Source organism: Mycobacterium sp. E3198 (genome assembly GCF_001667015.1).
In the GTDB taxonomy this organism is placed as follows: domain Bacteria; phylum Actinomycetota; class Actinomycetes; order Mycobacteriales; family Mycobacteriaceae; genus Mycobacterium.
The window spans coordinates 98,591-118,894 of sequence record NZ_LZIS01000001.1 but is presented as its reverse complement, the minus strand read 5'-3'; the positions used below and the strand labels follow the sequence as shown (position 1 = coordinate 118,894).

24 protein-coding genes are annotated in these 20,304 nt (G+C 68.1%); 13 read left to right on the top strand and 11 right to left on the bottom strand.

Translation table 11 applies throughout. The features are described from left to right. Window positions 1-785 precede the first annotated feature (785 nt). Window positions 786-1,715 (top strand): SMP-30/gluconolactonase/LRE family protein, encoded by a 930-nt coding sequence (locus A5673_RS00575; RefSeq protein ID WP_068226546.1) that lies wholly within the window; start codon window positions 786-788, stop codon window positions 1,713-1,715. Here the strand turns inward: A5673_RS00575 and A5673_RS00570 are convergent. Beyond that, on the bottom strand, window positions 1,712-2,557 hold the full coding sequence (locus tag A5673_RS00570) for an SDR family NAD(P)-dependent oxidoreductase (RefSeq protein WP_068226545.1): 846 nt from the start codon (window positions 2,555-2,557) through the stop codon (window positions 1,712-1,714). The two genes, A5673_RS00575 and A5673_RS00570, sit on opposite strands and share 4 nt — an antisense overlap. 188 nt (window positions 2,558-2,745) lie before the next feature. Between A5673_RS00570 and A5673_RS00565 the strand changes: the two genes are divergently transcribed. Next, a complete protein-coding gene (locus A5673_RS00565; protein ID WP_068226544.1) occupies window positions 2,746-3,180 on the top strand; it encodes an SRPBCC family protein in 435 nt (144 codons plus the stop codon). A gap of 89 nt (window positions 3,181-3,269) precedes the next feature. Here A5673_RS00565 and A5673_RS00560 read toward each other — a convergent pair whose 3' ends face one another. Beyond that, window positions 3,270-4,514 carry a hypothetical protein gene (locus tag A5673_RS00560; RefSeq protein ID WP_231970771.1) on the bottom strand — a complete coding sequence of 415 codons (1,245 nt, stop codon included), beginning with the start codon at window positions 4,512-4,514 and terminating at the stop codon, window positions 3,270-3,272. A gap of 179 nt (window positions 4,515-4,693) precedes the next feature. On the opposite strand from A5673_RS00560, the gene A5673_RS00555 reads away from it, so the two are divergent. The 4 genes from A5673_RS00555 (at window position 4,694) to A5673_RS00540 (ending at window position 8,445) form a co-directional block, all read left to right on the top strand. After that, a complete protein-coding gene (locus tag A5673_RS00555) occupies window positions 4,694-5,644 on the top strand; it encodes a 2-oxo acid dehydrogenase subunit E2 (RefSeq protein ID WP_068226543.1) in 951 nt (316 codons plus the stop codon). 9 nt (window positions 5,645-5,653) lie between these two features. Continuing rightward, the gene (locus tag A5673_RS00550; protein ID WP_068226542.1) at window positions 5,654-6,913 is read left to right on the top strand and encodes a lipase family protein; all 1,260 of its coding nucleotides are present in this window, start codon (window positions 5,654-5,656) and stop codon (window positions 6,911-6,913) included. 164 nt (window positions 6,914-7,077) lie between these two features. Beyond that, a complete protein-coding gene (locus A5673_RS00545; protein WP_068226541.1) occupies window positions 7,078-7,872 on the top strand; it encodes a DUF3060 domain-containing protein in 795 nt (264 codons plus the stop codon). A gap of 15 nt (window positions 7,873-7,887) precedes the next feature. Then, window positions 7,888-8,445, top strand: coding sequence for a TetR/AcrR family transcriptional regulator (locus A5673_RS00540; RefSeq protein ID WP_068226540.1), 558 nt, complete (start codon window positions 7,888-7,890; stop codon window positions 8,443-8,445). Here the strand turns inward: A5673_RS00540 and A5673_RS00535 are convergent. Then, entirely contained in the window at window positions 8,442-9,587 is a 1,146-nt protein-coding gene (locus A5673_RS00535; protein WP_068226539.1) for an acyl-CoA dehydrogenase, read from the bottom strand. The two genes, A5673_RS00540 and A5673_RS00535, sit on opposite strands and share 4 nt — an antisense overlap. A gap of 66 nt (window positions 9,588-9,653) precedes the next feature. On the opposite strand from A5673_RS00535, the gene A5673_RS00530 reads away from it, so the two are divergent. Further along, entirely contained in the window at window positions 9,654-10,286 is a 633-nt protein-coding gene (locus A5673_RS00530) for a TetR/AcrR family transcriptional regulator (protein ID WP_068226652.1), read from the top strand. Continuing rightward, window positions 10,283-10,939, top strand: coding sequence for an enoyl-CoA hydratase-related protein (locus tag A5673_RS00525; RefSeq protein WP_068226538.1), 657 nt, complete (start codon window positions 10,283-10,285; stop codon window positions 10,937-10,939). The genes A5673_RS00530 and A5673_RS00525 overlap by 4 nt, the downstream gene beginning before the upstream one ends. On the opposite strand, the gene A5673_RS30305 is transcribed toward A5673_RS00525, so the two are convergent. Then, window positions 10,936-11,298, bottom strand: a complete 363-nt coding sequence (locus tag A5673_RS30305) for a ClpX C4-type zinc finger protein (protein ID WP_068226537.1) — start codon at window positions 11,296-11,298, stop codon at window positions 10,936-10,938. The genes A5673_RS00525 and A5673_RS30305 overlap by 4 nt on opposite strands. Before the next feature lie 290 nt (window positions 11,299-11,588). Here A5673_RS30305 and A5673_RS00515 point away from each other — a divergent pair, with 290 nt between their 5' ends. From A5673_RS00515 to A5673_RS00505, 3 genes are read left to right on the top strand one after another with little or no spacing between them, the layout of a single operon-like run. Continuing rightward, on the top strand, window positions 11,589-12,815 hold the full coding sequence (locus A5673_RS00515; RefSeq protein ID WP_231970769.1) for a condensation domain-containing protein: 1,227 nt from the start codon (window positions 11,589-11,591) through the stop codon (window positions 12,813-12,815). A gap of 29 nt (window positions 12,816-12,844) precedes the next feature. Continuing rightward, entirely contained in the window at window positions 12,845-13,183 is a 339-nt protein-coding gene (locus tag A5673_RS00510; protein ID WP_082958472.1) for a hypothetical protein, read from the top strand. After that, window positions 13,180-13,956: an Rv3717 family N-acetylmuramoyl-L-alanine amidase gene (locus A5673_RS00505; RefSeq protein ID WP_068226536.1), complete on the top strand. Its 777-nt coding sequence runs from the start codon at window positions 13,180-13,182 to the stop codon at window positions 13,954-13,956. The genes A5673_RS00510 and A5673_RS00505 overlap by 4 nt, the downstream gene beginning before the upstream one ends. A gap of 8 nt (window positions 13,957-13,964) precedes the next feature. Here A5673_RS00505 and A5673_RS00500 read toward each other — a convergent pair whose 3' ends face one another. The 3 genes from A5673_RS00500 to A5673_RS00490 form a co-directional block, all read right to left on the bottom strand. Further along, window positions 13,965-14,699 carry a cutinase family protein gene (locus tag A5673_RS00500; RefSeq protein ID WP_068226535.1) on the bottom strand — a complete coding sequence of 245 codons (735 nt, stop codon included), beginning with the start codon at window positions 14,697-14,699 and terminating at the stop codon, window positions 13,965-13,967. 86 nt (window positions 14,700-14,785) lie between these two features. Beyond that, on the bottom strand, window positions 14,786-15,106 hold the full coding sequence (locus A5673_RS00495; protein WP_068226534.1) for a DUF202 domain-containing protein: 321 nt from the start codon (window positions 15,104-15,106) through the stop codon (window positions 14,786-14,788). Further along, a complete protein-coding gene (locus A5673_RS00490; protein ID WP_068226649.1) occupies window positions 15,103-15,456 on the bottom strand; it encodes a YidH family protein in 354 nt (117 codons plus the stop codon). Before A5673_RS00490 ends, A5673_RS00495 begins: the two co-directional genes overlap by 4 nt. Window positions 15,457-15,515: 59 nt before the next feature. Between A5673_RS00490 and A5673_RS00485 the strand changes: the two genes are divergently transcribed. Next, a complete protein-coding gene (locus A5673_RS00485) occupies window positions 15,516-16,223 on the top strand; it encodes a haloacid dehalogenase type II (RefSeq protein ID WP_082958471.1) in 708 nt (235 codons plus the stop codon). A gap of 41 nt (window positions 16,224-16,264) precedes the next feature. On the opposite strand, the gene A5673_RS00480 is transcribed toward A5673_RS00485, so the two are convergent. From A5673_RS00480 to A5673_RS00465, 4 genes are all read right to left on the bottom strand, one after another. Continuing rightward, a complete protein-coding gene (locus A5673_RS00480) occupies window positions 16,265-16,804 on the bottom strand; it encodes an ester cyclase (protein WP_068226533.1) in 540 nt (179 codons plus the stop codon). A gap of 144 nt (window positions 16,805-16,948) precedes the next feature. Further along, window positions 16,949-17,362: a hypothetical protein gene (locus A5673_RS00475; RefSeq protein ID WP_197518250.1), complete on the bottom strand. Its 414-nt coding sequence runs from the start codon at window positions 17,360-17,362 to the stop codon at window positions 16,949-16,951. 20 nt (window positions 17,363-17,382) lie between these two features. After that, a complete protein-coding gene (locus tag A5673_RS00470) occupies window positions 17,383-18,678 on the bottom strand; it encodes a cytochrome P450 (protein ID WP_068226646.1) in 1,296 nt (431 codons plus the stop codon). Next, the gene (locus A5673_RS00465; RefSeq protein WP_068226532.1) at window positions 18,675-19,025 is read right to left on the bottom strand and encodes an MmpS family transport accessory protein; all 351 of its coding nucleotides are present in this window, start codon (window positions 19,023-19,025) and stop codon (window positions 18,675-18,677) included. The genes A5673_RS00470 and A5673_RS00465 overlap by 4 nt, the downstream gene beginning before the upstream one ends. A gap of 79 nt (window positions 19,026-19,104) precedes the next feature. On the opposite strand from A5673_RS00465, the gene A5673_RS00460 reads away from it, so the two are divergent. After that, window positions 19,105-20,190 carry a dihydrodipicolinate reductase gene (locus tag A5673_RS00460; protein WP_068226531.1) on the top strand — a complete coding sequence of 362 codons (1,086 nt, stop codon included), beginning with the start codon at window positions 19,105-19,107 and terminating at the stop codon, window positions 20,188-20,190. Window positions 20,191-20,304 lie beyond the last annotated feature (114 nt).

Genomic DNA, 20,304 nt, shown 5'->3' with positions numbered 1-20,304 from the left:
CAGCGGCGACACGATTGGGATTCCGAGTGCACCGGGCAAGCGCATGCCGACGGGCTTCGAGGTGAACATGCTGTGGTCATGGAATAGCCGGGTGTTGCACGGTACCTGCCACCGCTCACCACAGTCGTTCCCGTCAGGCCCGTGTCGAGATGCTCGATGAGCGGGTGACGGTGAACGAGCGATGCCCGGCACAGTTGCAGATCGTGCACGATCTGGTCGAACGGGTGACCGGTGATCAGGCCACTCGAGCCTGTGCGGACGAAGTGCAGCTGGGACGTCGCGGCGGCCAGGCCGGAGGCCAGCCACGCCGCCACCGCGGGCACGTCCATCATCTCCTTGGACCGTCTCCAACTCATGGACTTGCCTGTGCTGGATGATCTCCGAATAACTGACCGATATTCTCGATGGACGCACAATCGCGGGAGGCTCAATGGCTTTTATCAGCGAATTTCAGCACGTTGGCTCAGACAGGAACGGCGTGCACAAGCCAGTCTTGTGCGGTTGGCGTGCGTTCAATGTCGACGGCCAGACTTTTCTTCAACTTGATACATATGGTTCTGATGAACGGCAGATACCCAACAAAGTTTCGCAGTCGATTCAACTCGACCGAGATGGTGCTGCCAAGTTGCTAAGGCTGATCCAAGACACATTTGGAGGGCTCTGAGACCTGGTCCTGCTACATCGTGTCGCGGAGGCAGGAAGTGGACCGACGGCGGTCAAATCACCCAGGTGGCCAGGTGCGAGGACTAAGGCCGAATCAACGAGGGGGCGACTGCACCATCGCGGTGAACGATTTGCACCCCATCGGGCGCGGCGTGGATCGACCGGAACACGTCGTCGTCGCTGGTGATGGTGGGGTGTTCGCCTCCGATGAGGCCTCCGCAGTCGCAGAACTCATTGATGAGAACACCATCCGCCACATCGGCCAGGCGGGCGGCGAGCCGAACGGGATCGCGATCGACCGCGACGGCCACTTTCTAATCGCCAATTGGGGCTTGGGCATGCTGCAGGATCTCGACCCGGTGAGCGGGGCGATCACGCCGGTATTAAGTGGACAACTCGACGGGCGCCCACTGCGATGGCTGAACTTCGTTTTGGTGGATTCCGTTGGGGCGTTGTGGTGTTCGGTGAGCACGATGGCAGACGACCTCATGGATACCATCGCGCGTGGCACCGTCGATGGGTTCATTTTTCGAGTGACACCGGATCGCCAATCGGCGCAAGTCGTCGCCGACGGGGTGAGCTTCCCGAACTGTATGGCGCTGGATCGCGACGAGGACTACCTGTACGTCGTCCGCACGGTAACCGCCGACGTGGTGCGGTTTCCGATCGAGGGCGAAACACTGGGGCCGCCAGAGCGATTCGGGCCGCCGCTGGGCGGCCGGCGACCCGACGAGTTCGGGCCCGGCCAGGCCCGGCTCTTGGCCGACCCGCAAACAAGCCGCCGGTGGGGGATGGCCGACGGATGCGCGTTCGATGCCAACGGAAACCTCTGGGTCACATTGGTTCTCGCCAACAGGATCGTGGCGATCAGCCCGGACGGTCGGGCGACAACGGTGATTGAAGACCCCGACGGCGAGCTATTGAGCGCCCCGACCAGCATCGCCTGGGGCGGCCCCGACATGCGCGACATCTACATCGGCTCGATCGCCACCCCGTACGTGCTCAAGGGCAGAAGCTCGGTGCCGGGCCTGCCGCTCATCCACCAGCGCTAGCCCGACGGCCCGGGCCGCATGAAGTCGGGCAAAGCGGCCTCAGGGTCCGACGGGATCATCGATTCCGGCAGCCCCCACAGCTGCCGGCTGGTGGCACCGCCGTCGACGACGAGTGTCTGACCGGTGATCCGGGCGGCCAGCTCGGAGGACAGGAACAGCGCGGCGTTGGCGATGTCATGCGCGCGGGGAGCGGCCAACGGATTAATGCCGTTGACGTTGTACTCACCCGGCGGCTGATCCTCGTTGCCGGAGCCCACATTGCCCGGCGCGACCGCGTTGGCGCGAATGCCATACCGCCCCAGTTCGTCGGCGAAGGTCTTGACGAGCGAGATGACGCCGGCCTTGGCGGCGCCGTAGGCGGCGTGGTAGGTCGCCGCCGCGATGCCGTCGACTGAGGCGATCGCGACCAGCGATCCGCCGGTGCGCTGGGCGATCATGTACCTGCCGACGGCCTGGAAAAGGTAGAACACCTGGGTCAGGTTGTAGTGGATCGTCGCGCCCCACGCCTGGGTGCTGAAGTCCTCGACCTTCGACCACGTCGCGCCGCCGATGATGTCGACGCACACGTCGACCCCGCCCAGCGCCGCGACCGCATCGTCGATCGCCCGACCGACCTGCACGGGGTCGGTCATGTCGGCGACGATCGGGACCGCCTTGCCGCCCCGGCCGGCGATCTCGTCGACGATGCGCTCCGCGCGCTGCTCGTCGATGTCGATGCAGGCCACCGTCGCGCCCGCCTCGGCCAGGGCCAACGATGTGAACCAGCCGTGGCCCGCGCGCTCCGGGATGTAGCCCGCGCCCGACACGACGGCGCGCTTGCCGGATAGTCCTAAATCGATCACGTCCGGAGTATCGAGACAGGCCCGACCGGCTGTCAATGACGGATCGCCGCATCCGATCCACGGGCACCTCGGACACGCCACCAACGGGCGGTGCATTTGCGCGGCTATGTTCTCTGTAGCGAGAGGGGACGAATCATGACGGCGGACAACTGGATACCGGCAGCGCGCATAGGCGGCACGGGGCGCGGATGATCGAGTTCACCCTCACCCGGACCTCGGCGGCGCCAATCGAGACCGTGTTCGATGCCATGACCGACCACCGCGGAATCGCGGACTACGTGTGGGCATGCCGGCGCAGCACGCTCGATCGCGAGGGAACCCCCGCACCAAACGGTGTCGGCGCGATCAGACGTCTGGTGCTGATCGGACCCCCATTCGTCGAGGAGATCATCGAGTACGAGCGGCCCACTCGCTACGCGTACAAGATGCTGTCAGGCGCACCGACCCGGAATCACATCGGCACGATCCAGCTGCGTGAAACGGACGCAGGAACCGAGGTCAGCTGGCATCTACGGTCAACGCTGAAGATTCCCGGTGTTGACCGGCTGATGCTGCCGGTGTTCAAGAAGGTGATCGACGAGTTCCTCAAAGGCGGCATCGCCGCCGCCGAGCGCCGCGGCTGAACACGATGGTGTGCTAAGCGCGGCAAGGATATTGACCTTCTTGTGAACAGCGCCGTCGCTCGAGGGTGGCCGGGAACACGCTTCTCGGGTCAGGCGTTGGTCGCCCGGCATTCAGAATCGTTGCCGTCCTTGGTATCCGGGCTCTCTTCGGCGCCTTTGTCGCGGAACGGCCCCGCCAGCTGGCCGCCCACCCAGACGAGCCCGCGGCCCACGGCAACCAGCGCATGACCGGTGGTGTTCCCGACGGCCCCGAGAGCGGCGAACGCAGCGTCGAGCACGGTCGGAATGTGGAAGTCCTCCCAGGTCTCGACCTGGTGGTGGCGGGCCTCGGCGAAACGGTCGAGCTCGTCGCGCAGCGCGCCGCGCTGCCTGGCCAGCTCCCGCACCGCCCAGAACCGGAAGCCGTCGAGAACAGAGGGCTTCGCGAAGCGGTCAAGCACTTCCTTCGCGCTGCCGTAGATGTCGACGTCCTCGCGGAAATGATGCTCGACGAGCTCGCGGGCCTCGTCGATCGCGCGCAGCAGCTCCTCCGGTTGCGTCGACTCGATGCGCGCGAGGTTCAGCCGCTGCCACTTGTGCAGCGCTTCCTCCGCGATCACCAGCAGGCTCAGCGTGTCGCCAAGTCGGTTGTCGTTGATCGCGTTTCGCAGCCTCTCGGCGCGGTGCTGCACGCCCACGGTGGGGTCGAACGACGCCAGGATGCGCCTGACATGGTTGCGCAATTGCTCGACGGTGACATTGAGCGCCGGCCCCAGGGCGGCCACCGAATCCCAGTACGCCTCGGGCAGCGACCCGTACTTCTCCAGCGACTCGACCATCCGCGACAGCGTCAGGTTGTTGCCCAGCACGTCGCCGGCGCGCTGGGCGCGGGCGACTTCGAGCACCGATTCGACCTTGTCCTCCACGCGCCGCACGGCGTCTTCCACCTGGGCCACCGCGGACGTCAGCGCCATCTGCACCGCGATCATCTGCGCCGACAGCATCGCCTCCGGGCCGAACCCCGCCGGTCGCCACTGCAGGGGCGCGAGGGCCTCGGCGCCCGTCGTCAACCGAAAGATGCCGTCGCCGAGGGGGACTAGGTTGCCGTCCTTCAACGCTTCGAGGCCGTCGCGATGCAGCTGCACGTACTTACCGGACTCCGCCAGCAGCGACGCCAGCCCGGCGAGCCCGCTCGCGAGCGCCGAGCCGTCGATCCCGGCGACGCGCATGGCCTGCCCGGCGGTCGCCCGCAACCGCGCCAGATAGGACTCGACGGCGTCGGGGTCACCGCCAAGCAGCAACGCCTCGTCGTGCAGCGAGACCACGACCTCGTCGGACATCTCGGCTGTGCTCACGGCACCCCCAAAAGCAGGCTGGCTAGCGACTGCGGACGTTACACCCATGTTTCCGCCAGATCACTCCGGTTGGCCGCCTGTTGGGCAGGAATTCACCCGCGACGAGGGGACCTTGTGCTCTGTCCGCGTTCGCGGCCTCGGGCGGAGACTCGGGTACCTGGTTCGAAGAGGAAGTTCCGATGATGTGGACCACTCCATCCGTCATCCCGTTCTCCGTCTGGCGCAAGATCGCCATGGCCACCTGGCGGCCGCGCAAAGACCCGATCATTTGGGCGACGATCGATATCGAGGCGGCGCGGCTGCTCGAGTACCTGCGCCAGGTCCGCGAGGCGACGGGCCAGCACGTCACCCCCATGGACCTGGTCGGTCGGGCCGCCGGCAAAGTCATCGAGGCGCTGCCAGGGCTTAACGGCCGCGTCGTGCTCGGCGGCTTCCTGCCGTCCCCGACCGTCGACTGCTTCTTCGTGGTATCGCTGCGGACGGATCTGATCTCCGGAGCCGCGGCCGCCGGCACCGACCTCTCGGGCACCGTGGTGCGCCGCATCAACGAGAAGCCGCCCTGGGAGATCGCCAAGGAACTCGCCGATCATGTCGGACGCATTCGCCACGACGAAGATCCGCAGTTCAAGAAGAGCAAGTCGTTGGTCAAGGGGCTGCCGCCGCTGCTCCTTCGCCCGGTGATGGATGCGATGGGCTTCGTCACCGAAAGCCTGCAACTGCCGATTCCGTTCCTGGGGCTGGAAGCTCGCCCGTACGGCTCGATACTCGTGAGCAATGTGGGCACCTACGGCCTCGACACGGCCGCCGCCCCGTGGCCGACGTTCTGCCACGTGCCCCTCGGGATCATGATCGGCGCGGTGAAGGACAAGGTGTTGGCGCTGGGCGGTGAACCCGTCGTCCGCCCGGTGCTGCCGCTGTCGATCGGCCTGGACCACCGGTTCGTCGACGGCTACCAGGCGGCCACGATGGCCGGCATCTTCCGCGCGTACCTGGCCGACCCCGCCGCGTTCGACCCGGTGCCCCGGACCGTCCCGCCGCGCAAGCGGCAGCCCGCCTCCGTGCGGTCCAACGGCAAGAGGCCGGCGACCGCGCCGGGCCGATCGAAGGTGAAGGCGCAGCGCCACGCTTGAGGAGGGCCCATGACTGCATCACCACAACCCATGGCCCCGCCGCATCCGAAGGACGATCCGTTCTACTCCTACACCGGCACTAAGCCGCTGCCGGACATCACGCCGGGGACGGTGCTGAAGACGCGCCACGTTCCGTACCACATAGTGGGTTTCCCAACGCTACTCGAGACCACGCAGCTGCTCTACCGGTCGACCGGCCAGACCAACACCCCGACCGTCAATGTCACCTCGGTCATCCGGCCCCGGGGGCTGGGACACAAGACGAAGGTGATTTCTTATCAGTCCGCCTACGACTCGCTGAGCCAGAACGACGAGCCGTCATATGCGATCGCGGGCGGGCGACCCACGCTGGCCGGGGTCGTCCCCAACGTCGAGCTCGGGGTCTTCGGTCCGTTCCTCGCCGAGGGGTACACGGTCGTCGTCCCCGACACCGAAGGGCAGGCGGCGGACTTCGCCGCGGGGCCCGAGTACGGAATGAACACGCTCGACTCCATCCGGGCCGCGCTCAACTCGTCGACAATCGACAGCGACGCCAAGGTTGCGATGCTCGGTTACTCCGGCGGTGCGATCGCCACCGAGTGGGCCGCCGAATACGCCAAGACGTATGCGCCCGACGTCCACCAGCACCTGATCGGCGCGGCGATCGGCGGCGTGCTCGTCCACCCGGCGCACAACCTGCGCTACGTCGAGGGCAGTCAGATGTGGGCCGGTGTCATGGCGATGGCGCTCGTCGGCATCGCGCGCGCGTTCGGGATCGATTTCAGGCGGTATCTCAGCGACCGCGGCGTGCAGATCTACGACGACGTGCGGAACGCGTCGATCGTCGACGTCCTGGGCTTGCGCTACACGCGTCTGAAGTGGACGGACCTGGCCAAGCCCGAGTACCCGACGCCCGAGAGCATCCCGATCTATGCCGAGACGGTCAACCAGCTGATCATGGGCACCGGCGGCACGCCGAAGATCCCACTGTTCATCGGCCAGGGCGCCGGCGGCGAGCGCGAGGGCACGGCGGGTGACAAGCCGGGCATCGGGGCCGGCGACGGCGTGATGATCGCCGGCGACGTGCGCACGCTCGCCCGCGACTACTGCGCGGCGGGCGCGGCGGTGCACTACGAGGAGTACGACGCGCTCAGCCACATCTTGAGCCTCGCGCGCTGGCTGCCGAACTCGATCGCCTGGATCAAGCAGCGCTTCGCCAATGTGCAAGCGCCGCAGAACTGTTCGTCGATCCGGCCGGGCAACCCGATCTCGCCGCTTCCGGTTCCGTAGGAGGCCCGACCCGCCGAGTGCGGCGTCCGGCGAGCAGACACAAAATCGCACGCGGATGCCCTCTGGAATGCGATTTTGTGTCTGCTCGCGGATAGGGGGCAGCGGACCGGCCGTGGCAAATTGAGGGCTGTCGGCCTAGCTGCGGATGTGGAACGATTCCGCAAATGAAGGACGACGATCCCGAAAAGCGGATCCGCGAGCTGGAAAAAGAGCTGGCCGACGTCACGCGACCCCCGCAAACCACGCCGCCGTACACCGGCGGCGCGACGTATACGGAGAACCCGCCGCCGTACACGGGCGGGGCGAGCTACACCGGCGGCGCGACGTACACGGGCGGTCCGACCTACGGCTTCGGCACGCCGCCCCGGCGCAACAAGCCCTACCCGTGGTTCCTCGTCGTCATCCTGCTGGCGGTGGTGGTGCCGACCGTCATCAGCCTGGTGATGATGTTCGCGAGGTCGGGTTCGAGCACGTCGATCTCCCGGGGCAGCGGCGGCAAGACGACGTCCGCCGGTCCGACCTCGGTGCCGCAAGGCGGCGAGCTGCGGTTGAGCGGCACCGGCGAAACCAGGCAGGTCGCCTGCAACGACGGCAAGCTCATCCTGGCCGGCTACAACAGCAAGTACGTCGTCACCGGCCACTGCGCCAGCGTCACGGCCGGCGGCTACTACAACAACGTCACCGTCGACAGCGCCGACACCCTCGAGTCCACTGGCTACAGCAACACGATCGTCGACCACGCCTGCAACAACGGCCACCTGAAGCTGTCGAGCTACGGCATCGAATACAGCGTCACCGGCCACTGCGCCAGCCTGGCAATCTCCAGTTACAACAACAAGGTCACCGTCGACAGCGTCGACACCATCACCGTCTCCGGATACGGCAACAACATCACCTACCACTCCGGCGCCCCGAAGATCACGGACTCGGGATACGACAACAACATTCAGCAGGGCTGACAGTAACCTTGCACGATGGCCCGGAGTCCCCGTCTATCGGTCGAGGCGTGGCTGGAGGCCGGTTACGCCCTGCTCGCCGAGGACGGGGTGCGCGCGCTCAAGGTTGACCGCCTCTGCCAGCAGGCCGGCGTCACCCGCGGCAGCTTCTACTGGCACTTCGAGGACATGGACAGCTACCGGGCCCAGCTGGTCGAATCGTGGAACACGTTCCTGGACAAGGACCGCCAATCGCTGGCCGAACTCGGCGCGCTGCCGCCGCGGGAACGCCTGTCGGCCATGATGATCGCGTTGGTCAGCCCCCAGCACTGGATGCTCGAACGCGCGATGCGCGAATGGGCGCGCACCGACCCGGTCGCCGCCGCCAACATCCGCGCGGCCGACCGGCGCCTGCTGCGCACCGTCACCCAGGCGTACGCCGACTACGGTTTCAGCCCCGCCGACGCCAAGCTGCGCGCGGAGCTGACCTTCGCCGCCGGCATCGGGCTGCTGCACCTCGCCGGCTCGGCCGCCGAGGCGCAGCAGGCCGCGCAACACGAGCGATTCCTGGACCTGATGCTGGCCGACCCGACCTAGACCATCGCGATCGGGGAGATCTTCGCCCCAATCGCCAACGCGCCGGCCAACTCCCGGCCCATGTCGTAGTCGAACACGACGTGCCCCGCCGCGATGTCCACGTCGCGCTTGGCCCGCTGCAACGGGTTCGACAGGAACTGCGCGCTGGCCCCGGACGCCGCGAGCAGGTCGGCGATGATCGCCCGGCTTTCGTGCACGGTGTGCGCGGCGGCCAGCCGCGCGTCGGCCCGCACCGGCCGGCTCACCCGCTCGCCGGCGGCGACGATGCGCTCGATGCCGTCGGCGGTCTGGGCGATCAGCGCCCGCAGCGCGCGCAGCCGCACCCGCGCGTCCCCGAGCCGCATCTGCGCGGCGGGCTGATCCTTTTGCGCCACACCGCTATACGCCAGCACGCGCTCGCCCAGCCGCTCGGCGAACAGCTCGGTCACCCGTTCGGCGGCACCGAGCACCGGCATCGACGCCGTCAGCGCCAACGCGGGCACCAGCGGCCACCGATACGTCGGCGCGTCGTGAAACCGCGCCCCCGGCGCGGTCCCGCCGTAGATGTCGGCGACGGCGGCGATGCGGTGCTCAGGAACCAGGACGTCGGTCACGACGACGTCGTGGGAACCGGTCCCGCGCATGCCCGCGGTGTGCCAGGTGTCGACGACGTCGACCTGGTCGGCGGGCAGCACGAGCAGGGAAGGGTCGATGCGGTCCGGCCGCTCGACGAGCGCCCCGACGATCATCCAGTCGGCGTCCATCGCGCCGGTCGCCCACGACCACCGTCCGGTCAGGCGCACCCCGCCGTCGGTCGGCGTGCCGCGCCCGGTGGGGGCGAGGGGGGCGGGCGCCAGCACCGGCCCCGACGCGAACACCTCCTCCTGGGCCCGCGGGTCGAACAGCGACAGCAGCCAGTTGTGCAGCGCGTAGAACCCCAGGGTCCAGGCGCTGGAGGCGCAGCCGTGCGCCATCAGCCGAATCGGTTGCAGCAGTTCGGGGAACGGCGCCTGCAGGCCGCCGAAGCGGGTTGGGAGCAATAGCCGAAACAGGTCGGTTTGCCGGAACTCGCTGACCGTCGCCGCGGGCAGCCGGCGCAGCCGCTCGGCCCCATCGGCGCGCCCGGCCAGCCCCGCGACGAACTCATCGGTGACCCCGTGCACCCGGCGACCGTAGCATACTAAAAAGTATAGTTAGTAAGAGAGCGAATGCTCTGTTACTATGTCCGGGTGCCCCGCCCTCGCGTCTACGACCAGGACCAGATCCTGGATGCCGTGGAGCGGTTGGCGGTGCAATCCGGGCCCGCCGCCGTCACGATCCGCGCGATCGGTGACGCGGTCGGCGTGTCCAACGGCGCGCTCTATCACACGTTCGGCTCCCGCGCCGGCCTGGTCGGCCGGGCCTGGCTGCGCGCCGGGCACCGATTCCTCGGCGCGCAAAGCGAATTGATCGACGCCGCACCCGACGGCGACGCCGTCGCGGCGGTGGTGGCCGCGGCCGAGGCGCCGGCGGCGTTCGCCGAACAACATCCGCACTCATCGCAGCTGCTGCTGACGGTGCGCCGCGACGCGCTCCTGGGCTCCGAGACGCCGCCCGAGATCGCCGCCCAACTGCAAGACTTGGACCGGCTGCTGGTGGGGACCTTGATTCGGCTGGCCCGCGCGCTGTGGGACCGCAAGGACGCCGCGGCCGTCGACGTCATCACCACCTGCGTCGTCGATCTGCCGACCGCGATCCTGTTGCAGCGCAACCGAATCCACGATCAGAGTGCACGGGAACGCCTGAGAGCCGCCGTCCGCGCCGTGCTGGCAGTCGGCGCCCCTCCACCACGACGCAGAACCGCAGAAGGGAAGAAAACATGACACCGACACTGACCTGGGACGACAAGATCGCCGTCGTCAACCTCGGCGACGACGAAAACCGTTTCTCGCCAGAGTTTCTCGACGCCGTCAACGCGCACCTCGACGACGTCGAGAAATCCGGCGCGCAGGGCCTGGTCACCGTCGGCGGCGCCAAGTTCTACACCAACGGACTGGACCTGGACTGGCTGGGCGCCCACGCCGAGCAGGGGCAGGATTACGTCGCGCGGGTGCAGGCCCTGCTGGCGCGCGTCCTGACCTTCCCGGCGCCGACCGCCGCCGCGGTCACCGGGCACGCGTTCGGCGCCGGCGCCATGCTGGCCATGGCCCACGACGTGCGGGTGATGCGCGCCGACCGCGGCTACTTCTGCTTCCCCGAGGTCGACATCCGCATTCCCTTCAGCGACGGCATGGCCGCGCTGATCCAGGCCAAGCTCACCCCGCGCGCCGCGGTCGCGTCGATGACCACAGGGCGGCGGTTCGGCGGGGCGGACGCCGCCGAGTTCGGGATCGTCGACGCCACTGCGGGCGAGGGACAGGTGACCGCCGCGGCGACCGACCTCTTGCGCCCCTTGGCGGGCAAGGATCCCGGCACGCTCGGAGCGATCAAGCAGACCATGTTCCGCGCGGCGGCGCGGGCGTTGACGAACGTCTAGTCGGAGAAGCGCTCCCACGCCGACTGGCGTGTGATGCCCAGCGTCTGGCCGATCTTCGCCCAGGTGATCCCGCGGCGACGCAGCTCGCGCACCCACGAGCGCAGGTCGGCCTCGACCTGCTGGGCCACCACGGCCATGCGGGGGATGTGCTCGAGCATCTGCTCGTCGCTCCACGACTCCCAGATCGGCAATCGAAGTTCGATGGGCTTGTCGCGGTACTCGTCGATGGTGGCCTGGGACAGGTCGATGCACTCGTTGCAGATCTGCACGCCCGGGCCGGCGACCAGCTTGTCGACCTCGGTGTTGGACTTGCCGCAGAACGAACACCACACCTGCGCGGTCTTGACGGCGGGACTCATCCGAATCACGGTACGACGTCAGGGTAGCCCTGACAAGGGGTCCGGCGAGTCCTTGGCTTCGGCCGCGGCCAGGGGGTTGTCCCGATTCGTGGGAAAGATGACTCATTCAGGTAGCCCGCGTTGTTGGTTCGCGGCTCAAACTCGTTACATCGGCATCGACATGGCGGGCCGTGTGTTACACGCTGATGAATTTTGTCCGGCCTCAGGCGATTTCGCGCGGCGGGGTGAACCGAGTGCCGGCCGGGCCCGTGTGCGTGGTGTCGCAGTGCCCAATGACGTTTGGAGACTTGGTGATCAGAAGCGTTCGTCCCGTCGGCGCCATGGAACGGCTTTTCTACCGCTACAGCGAGCGCAATCCCGCTCACTTCCTGCTGGTGGCGGAGTTCGGCGAAGTGCTCACCGCCGACCGGTTGCGGCCGGCGCTCGCGGCGGCGCAGCGGCGACACCCGTTGTTGTCAGTGCACGTCGAGGACCGTCCCGGCAGCCGCCTTGGCTTCTATCGCGCGGCGACCGACGCACCCATCGAGTTGACGGTCCGCCGCGGCCAGGAGTGGGCGGCCGCCGCGGCCGAGGAGCTGAGCCGGCCGTTCGACCGTTCGCGCGCGCCGCTGATGCGGGCGTCGCTGCTGCAGGGTCCCGGAAGTAGCGCGCTGCTGCTGACGTTCGACCACACCATCGCCGATGGGATGTCTTCGGTGTTCGTACTCAACGACGTGCTCGCTGCGCTCAACGGCCGGGACTTGCCGAATCTGCTTGTGCCGCAAGCGCAGGAGCGCGTCGTCGATCGCACGCTCGGGACCGTCGAACCGTTCGACCCGTCCGAGCTGCCCGCCGATCCGCGGATGCGAACGCCGACCACCATCCGCCCCTTCGACGGCGCCCTGACCAACGTGCACGCACTGGCCATGACGGCCGCGGACACCGCCGGGTTGGTCGAGCGATGCCGCGCCGAACGCACCACGGTGCACGCGGCGATGGTGGTGGCGATGTGCCGGGTGCGCTCCACCGGGCGCGGCGAAGACTTCGTGCGGGTGCTCAACCCCATCAACTTCCGCGCGCTGGTCGGCGTCGAGGAGGACTGCGGGCTCTACATCCAGTCGACGTGGACGGGGTTGTCGCCGTGGGACGGCGCGCCGTTCTGGGAGCAGGCGCGGGCGACGACCGCGCACCTCGAGGCCGCCAGGTCGGGGCGCGGGATTCTCACCGCGTCGCTTGCCGTCCGGGAGGCGATGGCGGTCGACGCCGAAGTCGGCCACGCCGAGGAGCTGTTCAGCCGCACGTGCCCGTTCGACATGCTGATCAGCAACCTCGGCGTGCAGAACCTCGACGGCACGGGCCCGCTGCGTCCCACGGCGGTGTGGGGGCCGGTGGTGCAAAGCCAGACCGAGGGCGAATACGTCACGGGGATCGCCACCTACGAGGGCAGGCTGCGGATGGTGACCTGCGGCTACAGCGTGCCGGCGACGTTCCTGAAGAGCGTCGGCGCCGCGCTGGCGGCCGCGGTCGACGAGCCGTAAATGTCAGTGGGTCCTTTTACCGTGTGTGCATGAGCGGTTCGAGGGCGAACTCCGGTGGCGGGCTCGGCGCGTTGTTGGTGGTGGCGCTGATCATCTGGATCATCATCAAGCTGATCTGGTTGATCGCCGGGGCGGCGGCGGTGGTCGGCCTGTTCTTCCTGGTGCGGGCGATCGTGCGGGAGGGCCGCAGTCGCGCCGAGTTCCGGGCGGCCGATCGGGCCGCGGTGCGCTTCCGCGCCGATCAGCAGCACCGCTGGGTGCTGCGCGGCGACGACCGCGGCATCTACGGCGTCGAGGGCGCCCAGCTGATGCACTATCTCTATCCGGAGCGGGGTCGGGTGCGGCGATTGTTACCCTTGCGCGAGTGAGCGACCCCGGCCGGCTGCGATCCCTTTCACGGCGCGACGTGTTGAGATGCGCCGCCGTCGCGCCGGCCCTGCTCGGTGTCAGCGCGCTGGTCGACGCCCCAGCCGCGGGCGCCGGCATCGCGGGGATGGGGGTGTTCCTCGACCCGGGCCACAACGCGGTGAACGACGCCTCGACCAGCCGGCAGGTGCCCAACGGCCGCGGCGGCACCAAGCAGTGCAACACCTCGGGCACCGCGGCCGACGACGGCTACCCCGAGCACGCGTTCACTTGGGCGGTGGTCGGGCTGATCAGCGGTCAGCTCAACTCGATGGGCGTGCGCACCCAGCTGTCGAGGGACAACGACGGCTCCGCGGGCCCCTGCGTCGATGAACGCGCGGCGCTGGCCAACGCGATGCGCCCGGACGCGATTGTGAGCATCCACGCCGACGGCGGGCCGCCGTCCGGCTCGGGGTTCCACGTCAACTACTCCGCGCCGCCGCTGAACGACTCCCAGTCCGGCGCGTCGGTGCAGTTGGCGCGCACGATGCGGGATGCCTTGGTGCAGGCCGGTTTTCACCCAAGCACCTACATCGGCTCGGACGGCCTGTATGGGCGCGCCGACCTCGCGGGACTGAACCTCGCCGATTATCCGGCCGTCCTCGTCGAGTTGGGCAACATGAAGAACGCCGAGGAGGCCGCCCGGATGGAAAGCCCGGACGGGCGGGCCAGGTACGCCGCGGCCGTCACGCAGGGGATCGTCGCGTTCCTGAACGCCAAGGCCCCGGCGGGTTAGCGAGCGGCTCAGCTGCCGAACCCTCCGTGGGGTGCGTCGACGGTGGTCGCGCCGGTTCTGCCGTTGAGGCGGCCGGCCGCGAAGTCGGCTCCCTTGTCGACCATGCTGGCGTCGTCCGCGTAGGTGTTGTGCGCGGCGAAGTTCAGCCCGTCCGAGCAGACCGGGTCCTCGGTGGCGCACACCTTGATGGTCTTCGGCTGGTACAGCGGGCCGATGGCGACCGGCGGTTGACCGAGGAAGTTCATGGCCCGCACGTTCGGCAGGCCGAAGAGCACCACCGACGACACGTGGTCGGCCACCGATGGGTCCATCGGTTTCGGCACCGTGGCGGGATCGACGCCGTCGGGCACGGCGGCCGAGGTGACGAAGCCCATCACGGCCGCGCCCTGGGAGTAGCCGCCGAGCACCATCTTGGTGTTGGGGCAGGTCCTGGCCATGTCTTCGACATGGAAGCCGGCGTCTTTGATGCCGTCCACGCCGGTGTCCCACTGGTCGCTGGCGGGGTAGTTGACCGGATAGACGTCGAGCGACCGCCCGCCGACGCGCGAGCGCAGCGCGTCGACGAACGCCTGTCCGGTCGGGCCGACACCGGGTGGCTCACCGGTGCCGCGGGCGAACACCACCTGCACGGCCGGGCACCGCGCGGAGGCTTGGGGTAGGGCAGGCGCGAGGACGGAGGCGCTGAGGCCCGTCGCCGCGACTGCTGCGGCAACAAGGAAACGGGTGATGTGACGTGCAATCATGCGGCAAAAATCCCCACCCAAACGCGTCCCAAACCTGGGAAATTGCTGGCATTTGACGCATATTTCCTGGGGCGGGGGGCGCAGCGTTAGACCAGCTGGGCGACCGTCGTCACGACGATGAGCACCAGCACGGCCGTCCCGATGACGTGCACCGAGTGGCGAGGAGTGATCCGTGTGGGCATGGGCCACTGCTGCAGCGTGCGCTGGCGCTTCATCGCGATCGCGTAAGTGCCCAACGCCACGGCGGCGGCGAGCAACGCGGGGATGAACGCCGTCGGCCCGACGTGGCCATGCAGGTTTCTGATCATCAACAGCGCGCCGTTGGCCAGGAAGGCGAACGACGTTCGCGTCCACGCCAGCGTCGTCCTGTCCGCGGCCTGACCCGAAGGCGGCCGATCATCGCTCAACCGATGACCGCCTTGGCGATCACCAACCCGAGCGCCACCAGCCCGACCAGGCTGAGGCCCACCGCGAGGTAGGCCGGCGTGGGATGGCGGGGCAACGGATCGCCGCGCCGCATGGCGCGATCCGCCTGTTCCCAGCGCAACAGGCCCATCCCGCTGGTAAGCGTGGCCAGCACCGCGAGCCCGACGCCGAGCACGCGCCGCGCGCCGGGGACGGTCAGCTCCGGCACCAGCTGCACCAGGGCGACCGCCGCGGCGAGCAGCCCCAGCGCGGTGCGCTGCCAGGCCAGAAACGTGCGCTCGTTGGCGAGGGTGAATCGATAGTCGGGCTCGCGCTGTTCCGGTTCGGCCACGAAGTACCTCGCCTCGGCATGGAAGGTCAAGCGTTTCGACGCCGCAGATTTTAGCCTGCATGATGAGGCTTGTGGTCAAGGCGCTCTTGTTCGACGTGCAGGGCACGGCGACGGATTTTCATTCAACCGTGCGCGACGAGGCGGCGCGGATCAGCGCGGGGCGGCACCCGGACGCCGATTGGGGCGACCTCGTGCGGCGTTGGCGCGCAAGCTACTTCGCGGCATTGGGGGCCGCTCAGGGGAGCGGATGGGTTTCGGTGCACTCGGTGTATCGCCGCGCGCTCGACACCGTCCTGGACGACTGCGGCGTCGCGGGTTTCTCCGACGCCGACCGCGACGAGCTCACCCTGGCCTGGCAACGGCTGCGGCCGTGGCCCGACGCGGTGCCCGGGCTGACGCGGCTGAAGGGCATCTACACGCTGGCCACGCTGTCCAACGCCGACGTGTCCGCGGTGGTCAACCTCTCCAAGCGCGCGGGCCTGCCCTGGGACGCGGTGTTCGCCGCGGAGATGGCGGGGGTGTTCAAGCCAGATCCGGCGATCTATCGCCTGGCCGCGAGCTACCTCGGGCTGGATCCCGCCGAGATCATGATGGTGGCCAGCCACAAGTACGACATCCGCGCGGCGGGCCGGCTGGGCTTCGCGACCGCCTTCGTCGCGCGGCCGCTGGAATTCGGTGCCGACGGCGACGCCGACGTGGCCTACTCGGACGAGTTCGACATCAACGCGGCCGACTTCCTCGACCTCGCAACACAACTCGGGCGCTAGCGGCGCGCCGACCCGGTCAGTCGGACCCGCATCGCCGCGGTTTACGCGGAAGTCAGTGCGGGGTCGGGCTTTTCCGACGACATCGACAGGAAGCCGCGCGCGCAGCGGGCGGCCAGCAACCAGTTCGCCGGCTTCTTCATGTCCAGCCCGCCGAGCAGCTGCTTGATCATGGTCAGCGTGTCGAAGTAGATGCGTTCGCAGACAAGGGTTTCGGTGTCGTCGAACACGAAGTAGGCGGTCATCCGGACGCGGAACCGGCTGCCGGTCGGCGGGACTTTGCCGAGATACCCGCGGTGCGTGCCCATCAGCCAGAACTCGACGATCACCGCGTCGGCGCTGTGCCGCAGCGCGATGATCTCGTGGTCCTGGTCGGGGAACGCGGTCCGGGTGTAGACGTAGTAGCCGCGCACCGCCTCGTCGCCGTCGTGGACGACCATCTGCGGGATCAGCTCGTAGCGCGGATGCGGGAAGGTCGCCAGCACGTCGTCCCAGTCCTGGCGGACCTCGTCGTGGAAGTGGTCGAGCACGAGCTTCTCGCGGGCGGCGAGCACCTCGGGAGCGGGGAACGCGGGAATGGTCACGGGGTCAGCGTAGACCCGCGAGCTTGGGCACCTTCCCCGCGAGCAGACGCATAATCGCACAGGAGCAGGCGCAATCGTGCGATTTTGTGTCTGCTCGCGAGAAAAGGGGGCCTGTCGCGAAAAGGCGGGAGAACAGGTGAGCGGCTACCAGCGCTGGAGCGAGAAGGGGTAGGTGTTCACCCCGCCCGGCGACCCGCCGCAACCCGTCGCGAACGTCGACTCCACCTGACCGGCTAACGTCACCGCGTCCCACGAATACACGTCATGCGAGGGAAAGAACGCGACCACGCACCGCACGCCGTCGGGCACGTCGACGGCCAGCGTGTAGCGGCCGTCGGACAGATACGCATTGCCGTCGTACGGCGCGGCCTGCCCGTTGGGTTGCGGAACCGCCGACACGTGCACGCATCCCGGCGGGCCGTCGACGCACTGCCGCACCGACCACAGCCACTCGTGCCCAGGGTCGCGGTTGGTGTTCAGCTTGTAGTTGCCGAGCACCATGCCGGCGTGGGCGGTGGGCGCCAAAGTCACTGCGGCGACGGCCAACACGACGCCCACAACGAACCTTTTCAAAAGTCTCAGCTCCTGGGAGTCCACGCGACCGGCAGCCTCTTGATGCCGTGGATGAATTGCGACAGCAGCATCGAGGGCTCCTCGACCGCGACGATGTCGGGGATCTCGCGCCGCAGCTCGTCGAACACGACCCTGATCTCGCGGCGCGCCAGGTTGGCGCCCAGGCAGAAATGCGCGCCGCCACCACCGAAGCCCAGATGCGGATTGGGGTCGCGGGCCACGTCAAACATCCACGGGTTGGCGAACTTTGACTCGTCGCGGTTGGCCGAGTTGTACCACAGCGCGGCCTTGTCGCCGGCCGCCATCGTGACGCCGCTGAGCTCGACGTCCCGGGTCAGGGTGCGCCGCATGTAGACCACCGGGGAGGCCCACCGCACGATCTCCTCGACAGCGGTGGGGGCCAGTGCGTCGTAGTCGGCCCACCACTTCTCCCGCTCGTCGGGGTAGCGCGACAGCGCCAGCACCCCATGGCTGATCGCGTTGCGCGTCGTCTCGTTGCCCGCGACCACCAGCAGGATGAAGAACGACGCGATCTCCTGCGACGTCAGCCGCTCGCCGTCGACCTCGGCCTCGACCAGGCTCGACGTCAGGTCGTCGTGGTGGTTGACGCGGCGATCCTCGGCCAGCGCGGTGGCGTAGGCGCCGATGTCCATCGAAACCTGGGTGAACTCCGCGAAATCGGTTGACAGGTCCGGGTCGCCGAACCCGAGAATCACGTTGGTCCAATGGAATACGCGCTGATGGTCCTCCTCGGGGATCCCCATCATGTCGCAGATGATCTGCAACGGCAGCGGCCCGGCGAGCTCGCTGACCAAGTCGGCCTCGCCGTCGGGGTGGTTGGCGATCAGCGATGCCACCAGCCGGTGCGCCCGCTCGCGCACCGAGGCCTCGATGCGCGCCACCACCTTCGGGGTGAACGCCCGGCTGACGATCGAGCGCAGCCGCTGGTGTCGCGGATCGTCCATCACGATCATCGAACCGAAGTATTCGGCCAACTCCGGCATCTGGTCACCGATCGTGATGCCGCCTGCGGAACTGAAGACGTCCGGGTGACGGCTCGCGTAGTGCACGTCGTCCAGCTTGGTCAGCGCCCAATAGCCGTTGCCGGCCTCGAAGCCCTCGTACTCGACGGCGGGCCAGAACGACAGCGGCGCCTCGCGGCGCAACGTGGCGAACGCGCCGTCGCGGTAGTCGTCACCGCGGCCCCAGAACTCGAGCGACTCGAGATGGATGTCGGCGAGCGGCACCTCGGGCGGTGGCGCCCCGTTCACCCGGGTGGCGATCCCTGTCCTGAGCATCAGTGGGTGCACACGGTCCTGGCCGGCGCCCCCACCGTCGCCGTCGCATCGCTCACGACGTTGCCGTCCATCAGAATCTTGCAGTTGATCGGCCCCGGCCCTTGGGCGCTGACGACGAACACCTCGCCGCCGAAGGACGTGAACTGCGTCGACCAGGGCAGCTTCGCGTTCACCGCGCGCAGTTGTCCGCCGTTGGTTTGATACGAGATGTATTCCGCGACGCCGGGGCCGCTGACCTCGTAGCGGACTTGGGGGTTCTCGTTCGCGCCGGCCACGCCCGCGCCGCAGATGTTCGCGAACCCGATGCCGAAGGCGAACAACATCGCCGGCCCACTGAGATGACTCGTCATGGTTTCACATCGTGTCACCACCGACATTGCCTGGTCTATAGGGTGAAGCCGGGAACCGGGGGCTATCACGGAGGTGAATATGTCGGAAAGCGGCTCAAAGCGCGTGGTGGTCTGGGGTACCGGATTCGTCGGCAGGATGGTGATCGCGGAGATCGTCAAGCATCCACTGTTCGAGTTGGTCGGCGTCGGCGTCAGCAATCCCAACAAGGTCGGCCGCGACGTGGGCGACATCTGCGGGCTGCCCGAACCGGTGGGCATCGTCGCGACCGACGACGTCGACGCCCTGATCGCGCTCAAGCCCGACGCCCTCGTCCACTACGGCCCGACGGCGATGCACGCCAAGGACAACATCGCGCTGATCACCCGCTTCCTGCGGGCCGGCATCGACGTGTGCTCGACGGCCATGACGCCGTGGGTGTGGCCGACCATGCACCTCAACCCGCCCAACTGGATCCAGCCCATCACCGAGGCGTGCGAGCTCGGCGAATCGTCCTGCTTCACCACCGGCATCGACCCCGGCTTCGCCAACGACCTGTTCCCCATGACGCTGATGGGCCTGTGCTCGGAGGTGCGCCGGGTCCGCGCGTCGGAGCTGCTGGATTACACCAACTACGAGGGCGACTACGAGGTCGAGATGGGCATCGGCCGCGAGCCCGAATACAGCCCGCTGCTCGAGGACTCCAACATGCTGATCTTCGCGTGGGGCGCCACCGTCCCGATGATCGCCCACGCCGCCGGCATCATGCTCGACGAGATCACCACCACGTGGGACAAGTGGGTGACCCCGACCGAGCGCACGACGGCCAAGGGCGTCATCAAGGCCGGACATGTCGCCGCCGTCCGCTTCACCATCAACGGGGTCTACAAGGGGGAGACCCGCATTCAGCTCGAACACGTCAACCGCATCGGCCTCGACGCCGCGCCGGACTGGCCGTCGGGCCACGACAACGACGTCTACCGGGTCGACATCGAGGGGACGCCGAGCATCTTCCAGGAGACCGCGTTCCGGTTCACCGACGGCTCGGGGCGGGACGCGGCCACGGCGGGATGCCTGGCGACCGGGATGCGGGCCCTCAACGCGGTGCCGGCCGTCAACGACCTGCGGCCGGGCTGGGTCACCCCGCTCGACCTTCCGCTGATCGCCGGGGCGGGCGCCATCCGCTGACCCAACCCGACCCCCGGAGTCGCACAGCTCACGCATAGCTGACGCTACGAATGGCTATAGGAATCGGCGACACAATTGCGCAAAGGTGGAATATGCGCCGCTGACTACGGGGAT